Source organism: Shouchella clausii (assembly GCF_002250115.1).
GTDB classification, from domain to species: domain Bacteria; phylum Bacillota; class Bacilli; order Bacillales; family Bacillaceae_D; genus Shouchella; species Shouchella clausii.
This window is the reverse complement of record NZ_CP019985.1, coordinates 4,412,292-4,424,249: the sequence shown is the minus strand read 5'-3', so window position 1 is coordinate 4,424,249 and position 11,958 is coordinate 4,412,292. Positions and strand designations below refer to the sequence as shown.

The window sequence follows — 11,958 nt, the reverse complement described above, 5'->3', positions numbered from 1 at the left end:
AGCAACGGTTGGCGTTCTTTCTTATAGATCGGGCTTAGGTAAAAACAGCAGCAGCGATATGCTGCTGTTTTTTTTACGGCTTTGATGGATAAAACGAAAAGAGATGTCAAACAATACCTTTACAAACGATAGAAGGAGGGTACTTCTTATGAAACGAATTGCGCTTTTATTGTTGGCTTTTATATTGGCAATCACGGCTCCTGCGTACGGAAAGTCGGAAGCAAATGAGCCTGAACAAACATCTTTTAAAATTCCTGACTCTGTCTTATCCATTTCTAAAGAAAACACATATAAAAATGCAACACAAGACTTGCCTTATTTGCAGCCAAGCGAGTTTGCCAAACAATTGCTCCGGTCAACGGAAGAGCAAATTCAAAATCCAGATTTAATCCGGCTAATGAATGAGTCGTCGATCCAGTTTCCGCAATTGGGATTTGCGATGAGAGCTTCCATTTACTTAGGAGAATGGCCTCTAGCTTACCAATCAAAAGGAACGGAAGTCAATTGGGAGTATCAAAAAGTCAATACAAATTACATTGACAACCGTGGCGGAAATGCACCAAAGAGCATGTCTTACCTGCAAGAACAACAGAAAAAAGTGACAGGCGGCTTGAGCGCAAAAATACCGAACGGAGAGGCAGTCAAAAAGATGATGATGATTAGCGCTGCTGAGAAAACAAGCTTGCCCCTTGCTTTTGATACAGTGGTTGGCCAAGGGACGAAAAAGAACCAAAAATACAATGTGCCATCACGCCAAGTTGGCTACCTATACGGCTATGTTCCGGCAGTCCAAGAAAAAGGAAATGTCACATATGGGGAAGTGTATTTAACGATAAAAGGCGGAAAACCGAGGTTAGATGTCAAGAATGTAACCGAGCAAGGCATTAGTGCTTGGATTCCTGTGCAAGACAATATCTCTTTTACGTTTATGGCTTCTACACAACCAAAATAAAAAGAACCCATGCCTCTTTCATAACAAGGGCATGGGTTCTTTTCGCATACGTCGGCGTTTGCCTAAGCTCATAAACCTCTGTTCTATTCTTGCGCCTGCACTCCTCGTCTAACAAGCGTTTCTTTTAATCTGAGTGTGGTTTTCGCTCTTCATTTCCACCAATTAAAAACGAGCAGATCGTTTTGAAAAATCGGTTTCACGGTAATAGGTGTTTTTGACAAGCAAATTCGGACCTAAGCATTGCACAGAAGGACAATGGCAAGAGAGAGAACGGTTAATCGCTGAATCGCGCCACCGGGCGTAAGCTTCATCAAAACGGCTGTCTTGAATGTTCCCAAGCTTAGGAACGTCGCCAAAATCAGTGACAATGATATCGCCGCTAAATAAGTTTACATTTAAGCGCGACCGGCCATCGGGGTCATTGCGGACGGTCACATTCGGTTCGCTGTACAGGCGTTTTTGAAGCTGCAAGTCGTCTTCGTTGTGGCTGCAAGGATAAAATGGCAGTGTGCCAAAGAGCATCCAAACGTTTTGATTGCGGCAATCAAGGAGGCGGTGGATGCCTGATTTAATCTCATCCAAGCTCGCTACTTCTAAACTGCTGGCAAAGTCGCTTGGATACATCGGATGCACTTCATGGCGTTGGCAGCCCATTTCGACAATTTGCTGATGGATGTTCTCCAAATGGGGAAGTGTCCGTTTATTTAGCATCGTTTCAGCTGAAACGATCACGCCTCTTGCCGTTAACGCTTTGGCATTTTCAATCATTCGTTGAAACATCGCATGGCGCTGTTCTTCTTTCGGTTTATGCTTTGAATGGGCAAAGCCGATGAGCGAAAAATCATCGACACTGCCGTAGTTGTGAGAAATATGCAAGACATCCAAATAGGGCAGGATCAGATCATAGCGTTCAAGAGGCATCGTCAAATTTGAATTGATTTGCGTTTTGGCGCCACGTTCGTGTGCGTATTTAAGCAAAGGGACAACATATTCCCGCACTGACTTCATGTTCATCATCGGTTCGCCGCCTGTAATGCTAAACGCACGGAGGCGGGGAATTTCATCTAGGCGCCGAATGAGTAAATCAAGCGGGAGGGGGTCTGGGTCTTTTGGCGATAATGTATAGCCGACCGCGCAATGCTCACAGCGCATATTACATAGCGTAGTCGTTGTAACTTCAATGTTTGAAAGGGTCAGTTCGCCATATTGCTCGATATCCCTATAGGCTTCCCACGGGTCCGTGTGAGGGGCAATGGTCTGTTGCGCATTCATTTCATCAATCTCCTTTTAATGTCCATCCCTTATCTTAGCGCATCTTTGCTAAAAGAAAAAGACTAATTGAGGATGTCCGTCATGTTTGGTACACTTGCGGTGCAAGGCTAATGATGGCGCAAGTGCGCGAATAGAGGCAATGGAAGCTGCCCCTAACAAGGAGGATACAATGAAATTATATATGATACGGCATGGGGAATCAGAAGGGAATCGGCTAGGAAAAATCCAAGGTTCAATGGACTTCCCGCTATCGGACCTTGGGAAAAAACAAGCGCAAGCAGTGGCTCATTTTTGTACAACACTTGCTGCTGATTATTTGTATACAAGCGACCTAACACGGGCTGCTAATACGGCACAAGCGATTTCTGAAGCAACGCAGCTTCCTTCACGAAAATGGGAATTGTTGCGTGAAGTCAACCTTGGCCCGCTGCAAGGGTTGACGCGTTCTGAAATTGCGGAGCGCTTCCCTGAAACAACAGGAAAGCCGTTGATTGCCTCAGGAATCGAAGGCACAGAGTCTGCCCTAGCGTTAACAGAGCGCTGTTATTCATTGCTCAGTCAATTAAAAAAGGCACACCGTGATGATGAGTCGGTCATTCTTGTCTCGCATGGTGGCTTTATTAGCTGTCTGCTTATGTATGCTATTGTTGGAGAACAATGGGCTGCGTTTGAACGTCCATTTATCATCGGCAATACAAGCGTAACTTTGCTTGAGTGGAAAGAAAAAGACGAACGTTACCTCCTTCACTACACAAACCGGACAGCGCACCTCGAAACCGTTCGTGCTGATTTAACAGCCAAGCACGGTTTGCTGTAAGAAAAAAGGCAAACGCACCGAAATGTGTCGTTTGCCTCGCTTTTTGCAAGAGTGTTGGAAAGCACGAAAACGTAGCTCGTCATTTCATATACGGCTGCTTTCATCCTCGCAACAAGCCATTTTAATTAGATTGATAGATTTATTAGGAGCCAGACGCTTCATACGGGGGGTCGAAACGAGCTTCTTCGTCCTTTTTAAAACTGTTTTCTTCGTCCTTTTTTAAGACTTCGATTCGTTTAATCTGACGCCCGTCAAAAGCTTTAACCGCAAATACATAAGGCCCGAACGTTAACGTTTCGCCGACAGCAATGTCGTATTTCTCCGTTAAGAGCCAGCCGCCAATTGTGTCAACATCTTCTTCGCTAATCTCGACATGTAAAAGTTTGTTGACCTCTGAAATCAGCGTTTTGCCGTCAAGTAAATAATGATCCTCGTCAATTTTGCTTATAAGTGGATCTTCCTCCACATCAAATTCATCGCGAATTTCGCCAACAATTTCTTCGATGATATCTTCCGCTGTAATAAGCCCTGCGGTGCCCCCATATTCATCGTACAAAATCGCCATATGCGTTTGTTTCTTTTGCATTTCGACAAGCAGGTCATTAACAGGAATGGATTCAATCACGCTAATGACTGGACGAATATAATTTTCAAGTTTTATCTCTTCTGTCACATCAGGGGCGACGATGTCTGATAAAACTTCCCGTACATTTACGATTCCGAGGATATGATCCTTATCGCCGTTTACAACTGGATAGCGGGTAAATTTTTCTTCCCGCATGATTGCTAAATTGTCTTCAAGCGAGTCTTCAATTGAAATTGCAGAAATTTCCGTCCTTGGAACCATGATTTCTTTAGCAATCCGGTCGTCAAAATCAAAAATTTTGCTTACATATTTAAACTCGGATTGATTGATTTCGCCGCCTTTGTAACTGTCGGAAATGATAAGGCGCAGCTCTTCTTCTGTATGCGTCACTTCATGTTCTGACATTGGCTTGAAGCCTAACATTTTTATTAAAAGGCGGGCTGAGCCATTCAAACTCCAAATTAATGGGAAAAGCATACGGTAGAACCATACAAGCGGCCGCGCAAAAAGAAGTGTAACCTGCTCAGCTCTTTGGATAGCGATGGTCTTCGGAGCCAACTCCCCAATGACAACATGCAAAAATGTCGCAAAAAGAAATGAAACCGCAATCGATAATGAAGTTACTGCCGAAGCGGGCACTACATCTTCAAAGAAGGGGTGGAGCATTTGTTCAAAAGTCGGCTCTGCAAGGCGGCCGATCCCTAGGGCAGTAATTGTAATTCCAAGCTGGCAGGCAGAAAGGTATTCATCCAAGTTGGAAGTCACTTTTTTAGCATAAATCGCTGACTTTTTGCCTGTAGCAAGGTGCGGTTCAAGCTGTGTGCTACGTATTTTTACAATCGCAAATTCAGATGCTACGAAGAAAGCGGTTAACGCAATAAGAATGGCGACCGCCAGTAAGCTTAATCCCTGTTGTATGTCCAAATATTCCCCTCGTATAAGAGGGAGTCACCTCCTGTGTGTCCTTCAAATTAGGAATAACGTTTCCTAGTTTGGAACCAGAGGGCAACGCGCAATTCTAACGGTTTACCTATGAAAGGCTAGCTGCGTACACAATTACTTTTAAGTGGTAGATGGTTTCGCAAGAATAGCGGAAGCCCGACCCGATTGGAAAGCAATCGAGAAGTTCCAAACGGCATGTACGCACGATACCGTTTTTCTATCTACTTTGTACTCTCCACCATCGAATCACCCCGCTCTCGCATAAACTACTTTCATTTTAGGGCAATTAATTGCGAACGTCAAACATTTTAAACAAATTGATGCGCAATTCAAAAAAGTACCTTGTCCATCGTGGATAGGTACTTTTTGTACGATTGTTAAAACAGCGGTTTTCCGTTTATCAACGCTCTGCTTTCCCAAATGTTAAGGCAGTTACAAGGCCAAACAAAAGGGCCATAATCGAGACAAGCCAATAGAGGAACGTCCCAGGCAACTCAGTTGGAACAATAACAATAAGAGAACCGGCAACAAGCCCAATCATGAGCGAATAGGTTGCTTGCGTATACGTTTTAAGAAAGAAACGGACGAGCCGGCTTGTCACAAGCAGCCCAAGGCCAACGCCACAGCCAATTGTGATAATAACAGGGATATTAATAGTCGAGAGTGCAGCAATCGCTGTATGGTACACGCCTAGAATTAAAAAAACGAGCGAGCCACTAATGCCAGGCAGCACAAGGGCAGTACTTGCCAGCCAGCCTGAAAAAAATAAATAAATATAGTCTGGCAATGAAAGGTTTTCCATCACTGCTTGGTTTGATTCGCCGACAAAACTGGTCATTGCAATAAGCACAAATGCCCCAATCATCAACACATAATGGAGGGGTTTAAACGAATGTTTCGTTTCTGCATGGGCAGAGCGCCATAAAAACGGCAAAATACCAAGAACGAGCCCAGCAAATAAAAACATCATCGGTTGATTATGTACATGAAGCAAATATTCTATGATTTTCACGAATAAAGCAACAGCAGCTACCATGCCAATGCCGAGTGGGACTAAAAAGCGAAAAGCACGTTTTATATGGCCTGTCGTCAAGTCGCTAATTGCTTGAAGCAACTTTTCATAAATGCCCAAAAGCATAGCAATTGTGCTCGCGCTCACACCTGGCACAAGTTCGGTGATGCCCATAGCGGCACCTCGAAAAACATTTTTCCAGTTAAACATTTAGCATCCTCCTAGTTGATCGCAAAAACAGCATCATGCTAATGAAACCATAGCCCATTAAAACATGCAACAAAAAAGAACGCATAAAAGCCTTTCTGCTGACGGAAGCTACGGATAAACATATGAAAGGGAGAAATGTATGAAAAATGCACTTTGTTTACTGCTTTCGCTTTCCATTATCATTGGGCAAACTTCATTTGCGCTCGGGTATGAAAACAAAACATACAATTGGAGTTACAAACCGGCTCCAGCCCACACGCCTGCAGATACAGAACCATTGTACAAAGAGCTGTTAGAGCAAGCTGATGGTTACTTTATTGGCGACCGGGACAGCAAGTCTTTATATTTAACATTTGACAACGGGTATGAGAACGGCTATACCGAAAAAGTCCTTGACGTGTTAAAAGAAAAACAGGTTACAGGCGCTTTTTTTGTGACAGGCCATTATTTAAAAACAGCGCCAGAGCTTGTGAAACGAATGGTGGCGGAAGGGCACATTGTCGGCAACCATTCATACCACCATCCGAGTTTGCCACAAACAAGCGATGCCAAGCTAGCGGCTGAACTCGACGACGTGAAAACATTGTTTACTGAAATAACAGGCGAGACGGAGATGCGCTATTTACGGCCACCAAGAGGGGAATTTAGTGAGCGGACGCTCATGAAGTCAAAGGAGCTTGGCTATACGAATGTATTTTGGTCCCTTGCGTATAAAGACTGGGAAGTCGATAAACAAAAGGGCGGAAAGTATGCCTACGACCAAGTAATGAAACGAATCCACCCTGGAGCGATTATGTTAATCCACGCTGTATCGCCTGATAACGCCGAAGCATTGCCTGATATTATTGATGAATGCCGGCGCCAAGGCTACACGTTCCGCAGTTTAGACGAATTGTCGTTACATTCTCCCATGCCTTAGTGTGTACCGCTCAATTAACGTTTGGTGCAAAAGTAGTTCAGCCTGTTGGCAAAATCTCGGTAAAACCGAGACAGTCGACAGGCTTTTTTGTACAATTAAAGAGAGAAAAAGGGTACAGGGTGAGGAAGAATGTTGTCCAAACAGCTGGAAGAAAGGGTGTTTGATTAGATGAAAAGAAAAATAATAATTTTTAGTTGCTTGGTTCTCACTGCGATCGCAATGAGTGCTTGTCAACAGCAAGGAAAATATACGGGAGAATTTAACGTTAATTGGGGGAGCGAGGATATACCAGAACATTCACAAAGACTTGAAGACAATAATATCCCTTACGAAACGAGAGATGGTAAAATCTTCATACAAGAAGATGCAGTGAAGGACGCTACTGAATGTTGCACTTGATTCACATTAAATAGCAGGTGCAGTGACTATACTAGATTGATAAATACGAAAACAAACAGGTTTATTTCTACTTTTGTTGATTGATCAAGCCAAATTTATGTGTAAATTCAACTTCGGCTTAACACGAAGGAATCAGCTTGAACACGGAGCCTCTACGGGCGTGATGCGAATGCGAAGGGGCGAGTGAGTAGAAAGAAAGATTCGCATCATACTAAAGGTGATCACGCCCGTCACTCCTTGTAAAGCCTATTGTGCGTAACACAACGATGTCATGCTGGACTAGTTATTGTTTCAGCCATTCAAGGTATTTGGTCATATCCAGATATTTTCGTGCACTGCCCATTTTGTTTGTTCCATAAGCAATGCTCCAAGTCATTTTCTGGAAAGGACCTTGTCTAATCATTAAAACTCTTCATCAACCAAATCAATCACGATGCCTGCCCCGACTTTGCTGCCTTCTGCTGCCGCTAAAATCAGTTGCTGTGGCCCGTTAAAGGTAGTATCGCCGCTAGCGTAAACACCTGCGACGCTTGTTCTGCCAAACGGATCGGTTTTGATGCCGCCTTGCTCGTTGTATGTGCAGCCAAGTGCTTTCCCAAAGGCTTCGGCTTGCTGCAAATCGACTGCCACAAAGCCGCCTTCTCTGTTGATTTCTTGGCCATCGGCAAAGCGAATGTTTTGTAGTTGGCCGTCTTCTCCTTCGAGGGCCGCGATTTCTTCTTCGATCACTTTGATGCCGTTGGCTAGAAACGCAGTTTTCTGCTCATCCGTTAAAAAGCGCTGGCCATTTGTGCAAATGACTAAGTCTTTGCTCCAGTTCCAGATGAGTTTTCCTAAGTGGAGGACGCGCTCATCTTTACAAATGACGACAAGGGGCCGATCGCGTAATTCCCAGCCATCACAAAATGGACACGGGAATAAGCTCGAGCCGTAAAATGACTCAATTCCTGCTATATCTGGCAATTGATCTTTTAAACCTGTGGCAAGCAAGATTTTCCGTGCGTGATACGTTTCCTTCGTTTCTGTTTGCACAGAAAAGCCGCCTTGTTCTTTTGTCATTGCGCCTACGCGTACTTGTGCCCACTCTATATTTGGATATTTTCTCAAATCGGCGTATGCTGCTTCTTTAAACGCGCTCGGTTTGATCCCGTCTCTAGTTAGAAAACCATGTGATGCATGGGTGACGGCATTCCGTGGTTTGTTTTCATCCAATAGCAGTACCTTTCGTTTCGCTCTACCTAGTACAAGTGCTGCGTTTAGCCCAGCTGGGCCTCCTCCTATAATGATGCAATCAAACATGGCTCTATGCTCCTTTATTGTATATATTAAGGACTCTTTATATCTGTAATCGGTGCAAAAAAGGAGACTAGGCCCTTTTTTTTTTCATTTGTCTGGCGATGTCTGCAATGTAAGTGGCATCGAGATCCGCTTTCATTTTTGCCTCGGCGTTCATCATGACTTGCTCAATCAAACAACCATGATTGTGTGGGAGCTCTTTGTGGTCGAGCGAACAATGAAACAAGCTCGTTTGACCTTCAATTGCTTGGATCACATCAAGAAAAGACGTTTCCTTCTGGCGTTTTAAAAGACGGTAGCCGCCTTTTACACCAGGCGTTGATTCGATTAACCCGGCTTTAACCAGCTTAGTTAAAATTTTTGACAGATACGTAGGCGAGAGATTTTGCATCTTCGCCAACTGTTCAACGCCAATCGCTTCGTCTTTTTCATTTAGCGTCAAAAAAGCCATTGTATGCAGTGCATAGTTCGTTGCCTTTGAATATTTCATTGCTACAGCCCCTCCAATTTTGCCGTTATTCCAGATCGGTTGAGTCTGTAATTAACTATACGTCAAATTGATTTTGAATGCAACAAGCATGCTTTCACGGGCTGCAAATATGAATGTTTGATTAAATCACAACAGAATGTTTACAATTTTGCGCAACGTTTCAAGGTGAACCCAAGGATAAATCCGATTTACACGGTTTTCTGTTATTCCTGTTCAAACACGGGATTCTTTACAAAAGATTTAGATAATGGATAGCTTTGTTTAAATCTCTCTTGAAATCATGCTGCTACACTGTAAATAAATAGCCGAAAGGGGTGGGGCGGATCATTGACTTGCCCATGCATTTGAAAAAAGTAGTGAGATAAAAAGGACACGAGTAAAAAGGAGAATTATACATGAATGTATATGCGTCAACCACGCTTCTTTGGTCCAAGCCGATTCCAGAAGTGCTGGCTGAATTTGCGAAACTTGGGCTCTATGGCGCTGAGATTTGGGCAGAACAGATGAACTGGCACGGGACGAGCGTCTTCGAGGTTGAACGGGCTCAACGGGATTTGCCGCTCGCATACACGTTTCATGCCCCGAGTTGGGATTTGAATCAAATATCGATTAACAAAGGCATTCGTGAGCAGTCGTTGCGGGAGTTGGAGCGGTCTTTTGAAACGGCAGCAAAACTAGGGGCAAGCAATGTCACTGTCCATCCTGGGCGGTTAAGTGTAGATGGCGGATGGCTTGAATGGCACCAAGAACAGCAAATCGCTGTTACAGAGACGTTAATTAAACTAGCGGAGCAGTATGGGGTTTTGTTATCGCTAGAATTGATGGAGCCAAAAGGAAAAGAGTTGATTACAACGCCAGACGAAATGAATACGTTGCTTGAAGCAGTCAAGGGACGTTTTTCAGTAACATTTGATGTTGCCCATATTCCGTTGCACATGGATGTGGTTGAAGCGTACCTAGCAACAAAGCAAATTAGCAAAGTTCATTTAAGTGACTCTTCCAGTTCGGCTTACCATTTGGCGCTTGGGGAAGGGGACATTCAGCTGGGGCCGATTCTCGCTTTATTGGAAGAGGCCACCATTCCTGTTGTGCTTGAAGGCATGGATGCTTTATCAAATCGCAAGCTGCTCTGTCACCTTCACTATTTGGAAGGTGTTCGACAAAAGCAGAAAGAGGGGTTGTATGAAGTTTCTGGTTACCAACGATGACGGTATTTTTGCGCCAGGCGTACAGGCTTTAATTGAGACGTTGCAACATTTTGGCGATGTATTGGTTGTATGCCCTGATCAAGAACGGAGCGCGATTAGCCATTCGATTACACTCAGGCAGCCGATTAAGGCGACGCCTGTGTCGATTTTTGGACAGACTGTACCCGCTTATGCGGTGAACGGAACGACAGCCGATTGTGTTAAGTTGGGGCTAGAAGTATTGTGTGATGCTAAGCCGGATTTTGTTTTTTCAGGCATGAACATTGGCCCTAACCTAGGCCGTGATCTATTTTATTCTGGCACAATGGCAGGCGCAGCTGAATCGGTCCTCCACCATGTTCCTGCCGTATCCGTTTCGATTAATAAGCTTGACGAACCAATCAAATTGCACTATCCGAAAGAATTATTTTACGGCGTGCTAGAAGTGTTGTTCCAACGAAAATGGAAACCAGGCCTGTTTTTAAACATTAATTTGCCGTATTTGCAAAAAAGCTTTGTAAAAGGCTTTGCTGTTGTACCGATGGACTTGGCGGTTACACGCTACCGGTATGTTGGCTTAAATGATCCACACGGGAACGTGTATTACTGGCTAAAAGATCACTTGAACCAACTAAAGCAAGAAGAATTAGCAGAGGAAAGCGACTACGCTAAGCTGCGTGAGGGCTATATTACGATTACACCAATTGAACATAAACGGGTTAACAAAAAAGAAATTCAACGGATTGAACGATTGTTCGTGCAACCACAGGAACATACAGGAGGTATCATCCAATGATAGAAAAAAAACGAATGGTCCCATTTGCTTTATTGGTCTTTAGTGCTGTTAGTTTGGCAGGATGCGGAGCAGAAAATGTCCAAGAGCAAGTGAATTCCGCGGCAGAAACATCTGAAACAAATGAAACGGAACAGGCGGAAGGAACGGATGCAATTGCTGGAACGCTTTCGTTTTATACATCCCAGCCAGATGCCGATGCTGAGGCGCTCGTCGCTGGCTTTCGCGAACAGTATCCTGATGTCGACGTCACGATTTTCCGTTCTGGGACAGAAGAAGTTGTCAGCCGCTTGTTGGCGGAAGAGGAGGCGGGTTCGGTACAAGCGGACGTGCTTTTGCTGGCGGATGCAGTGACGTTCGAAAACTTAAAAGAGAAGGACTTGCTGTTGCCATACGAGTCCCCGGAGCTTGCCCACATCCCTGCTGATTTTGTTGATCAAGACTATATGTATATCGGCACAAAGCTAATGGCGACTGTGCTCGCTTATAACACCGATTTAGTAGAGGAGGCGCCAACATCTTGGTTCGAGTTAACCGCAGACAATGCCAAAGGGGAACTGACAATGCCAAGCCCCCTTTATTCAGGCGCGGCTGCATACAACGCAGGTGTATTTAGCCGAAACGACGATTTTGGCTGGTCGTTTTATGAGAAGCTTTATGAAAATGAAACAACAGTCGTTCAAGGAAATGGCGGTGTGGTCCAAGCAGTAGCGGGCGGCGAGGCTTCTTATGGAATGGTCGTTGATTTTGTCGTAGCCAATGCGAAAGAACAAGGGTCTCCGATTGATTTTGTTTATCCAGAAGAAGGCGTGCCAGTCATTACGGAGCCGATTGCGATAACAAAAAACAGCAAAAATGAAGGGGCAGCGAAAGCATTTGTCGATTTTGTCCTTTCTGAAGAAGGGCAACAGCTAGGCAAAGACGTTGGCTACACGCCGATTCGTGAAGGGATAGACGCACCAGCTGGACTCAAGGGAGGGGACGAACTCCATGTGTTATCAGCCGATCTTGCCGATTTGTTGGAAGGGCGAGAAGAAGATAAAGAACAATTTCAATCTATTTTTGGAGCCCATTAAATGAACG

General features: G+C 44.4%; 12 protein-coding genes. 7 read left to right on the top strand and 5 right to left on the bottom strand.

Going from position 1 to position 11,958, the window contains the following annotated elements; all coding sequences use genetic code 11:
• The first annotated feature begins 148 nt into the window (after window positions 1–148).
• Complete coding sequence (locus tag BC8716_RS21805) at window positions 149–952, top strand: YfkD famly protein (RefSeq protein ID WP_063609419.1); 804 nt, start codon at window positions 149–151, stop codon at window positions 950–952.
• Window positions 953–1,114: 162 nt separating this feature from the next.
• Here the strand turns inward: BC8716_RS21805 and yfkAB are convergent, their stop codons facing one another.
• Window positions 1,115–2,224, bottom strand: a complete 1,110-nt coding sequence (yfkAB, locus tag BC8716_RS21800) for a radical SAM/CxCxxxxC motif protein YfkAB (RefSeq protein WP_094429044.1) — start codon at window positions 2,222–2,224, stop codon at window positions 1,115–1,117.
• Between the two features lie 169 nt (window positions 2,225–2,393).
• Between yfkAB and BC8716_RS21795 the strand changes: the two genes are divergently transcribed.
• Complete coding sequence (locus tag BC8716_RS21795; RefSeq protein ID WP_094429043.1) at window positions 2,394–3,041, top strand: histidine phosphatase family protein; 648 nt, start codon at window positions 2,394–2,396, stop codon at window positions 3,039–3,041.
• A 142-nt stretch (window positions 3,042–3,183) separates the two neighbouring features.
• On the opposite strand, the gene BC8716_RS21790 is transcribed toward BC8716_RS21795, so the two are convergent.
• A complete protein-coding gene (locus BC8716_RS21790; protein ID WP_094429041.1) occupies window positions 3,184–4,551 on the bottom strand; it encodes a hemolysin family protein in 1,368 nt (455 codons plus the stop codon).
• A 418-nt stretch (window positions 4,552–4,969) separates the two neighbouring features.
• A complete protein-coding gene (locus tag BC8716_RS21785) occupies window positions 4,970–5,791 on the bottom strand; it encodes a DUF368 domain-containing protein (RefSeq protein ID WP_094429039.1) in 822 nt (273 codons plus the stop codon).
• A 139-nt stretch (window positions 5,792–5,930) separates the two neighbouring features.
• On the opposite strand from BC8716_RS21785, the gene pdaA reads away from it, so the two are divergent.
• Window positions 5,931–6,710, top strand: coding sequence for a delta-lactam-biosynthetic de-N-acetylase (gene pdaA, locus BC8716_RS21780; protein WP_094429037.1), 780 nt, complete (start codon window positions 5,931–5,933; stop codon window positions 6,708–6,710).
• 168 nt (window positions 6,711–6,878) lie between these two features.
• On the top strand, window positions 6,879–7,109 hold the full coding sequence (locus BC8716_RS21775; protein ID WP_094429036.1) for a hypothetical protein: 231 nt from the start codon (window positions 6,879–6,881) through the stop codon (window positions 7,107–7,109).
• A gap of 402 nt (window positions 7,110–7,511) precedes the next feature.
• On the opposite strand, the gene BC8716_RS21770 is transcribed toward BC8716_RS21775, so the two are convergent.
• The gene (locus BC8716_RS21770; protein WP_094429034.1) at window positions 7,512–8,408 is read right to left on the bottom strand and encodes an NAD(P)/FAD-dependent oxidoreductase; all 897 of its coding nucleotides are present in this window, start codon (window positions 8,406–8,408) and stop codon (window positions 7,512–7,514) included.
• 67 nt (window positions 8,409–8,475) lie between these two features.
• The gene (locus BC8716_RS21765; RefSeq protein ID WP_094429033.1) at window positions 8,476–8,895 is read right to left on the bottom strand and encodes an Rrf2 family transcriptional regulator; all 420 of its coding nucleotides are present in this window, start codon (window positions 8,893–8,895) and stop codon (window positions 8,476–8,478) included.
• Between the two features lie 395 nt (window positions 8,896–9,290).
• Here BC8716_RS21765 and BC8716_RS21760 point away from each other — a divergent pair, with 395 nt between their 5' ends.
• From BC8716_RS21760 to BC8716_RS21750, 3 genes are read left to right on the top strand one after another with little or no spacing between them, the layout of a single operon-like run.
• Window positions 9,291–10,103, top strand: a complete 813-nt coding sequence (locus tag BC8716_RS21760) for a sugar phosphate isomerase/epimerase family protein (protein WP_094429031.1) — start codon at window positions 9,291–9,293, stop codon at window positions 10,101–10,103.
• Window positions 10,078–10,878 carry a 5'/3'-nucleotidase SurE gene (surE, locus tag BC8716_RS21755; protein WP_094429029.1) on the top strand — a complete coding sequence of 267 codons (801 nt, stop codon included), beginning with the start codon at window positions 10,078–10,080 and terminating at the stop codon, window positions 10,876–10,878. The genes BC8716_RS21760 and surE overlap by 26 nt, the downstream gene beginning before the upstream one ends.
• On the top strand, window positions 10,875–11,951 hold the full coding sequence (locus BC8716_RS21750; protein ID WP_094429027.1) for an ABC transporter substrate-binding protein: 1,077 nt from the start codon (window positions 10,875–10,877) through the stop codon (window positions 11,949–11,951). Before surE ends, BC8716_RS21750 begins: the two co-directional genes overlap by 4 nt.
• Window positions 11,952–11,958: the final 7 nt, after the last annotated feature.

Excerpts from the sequence above, each read along its gene's own strand:
- BC8716_RS21805 (WP_063609419.1), top strand. The coding sequence starts at position 149 with ATGAAACGAATTGCGCTTTTATTGTTGGCTTTTATATTGGCAATCACG.
- yfkAB (WP_094429044.1), bottom strand. The coding sequence starts at position 2,224 with ATGAATGCGCAACAGACCATTGCCCCTCACACGGACCCGTGGGAAGCC.
- BC8716_RS21795 (WP_094429043.1), top strand. The coding sequence starts at position 2,394 with ATGAAATTATATATGATACGGCATGGGGAATCAGAAGGGAATCGGCTA.
- BC8716_RS21785 (WP_094429039.1), bottom strand. The coding sequence starts at position 5,791 with ATGTTTAACTGGAAAAATGTTTTTCGAGGTGCCGCTATGGGCATCACC.
- pdaA (WP_094429037.1), top strand. The coding sequence starts at position 5,931 with ATGAAAAATGCACTTTGTTTACTGCTTTCGCTTTCCATTATCATTGGG.
- BC8716_RS21775 (WP_094429036.1), top strand. The coding sequence starts at position 6,879 with ATGAAAAGAAAAATAATAATTTTTAGTTGCTTGGTTCTCACTGCGATC.
- BC8716_RS21770 (WP_094429034.1), bottom strand. The coding sequence starts at position 8,408 with ATGTTTGATTGCATCATTATAGGAGGAGGCCCAGCTGGGCTAAACGCA.
- BC8716_RS21765 (WP_094429033.1), bottom strand. The coding sequence starts at position 8,895 with ATGAAATATTCAAAGGCAACGAACTATGCACTGCATACAATGGCTTTT.
- BC8716_RS21760 (WP_094429031.1), top strand. The coding sequence starts at position 9,291 with ATGAATGTATATGCGTCAACCACGCTTCTTTGGTCCAAGCCGATTCCA.
- surE (WP_094429029.1), top strand. The coding sequence starts at position 10,078 with ATGAAGTTTCTGGTTACCAACGATGACGGTATTTTTGCGCCAGGCGTA.
- BC8716_RS21750 (WP_094429027.1), top strand. The coding sequence starts at position 10,875 with ATGATAGAAAAAAAACGAATGGTCCCATTTGCTTTATTGGTCTTTAGT.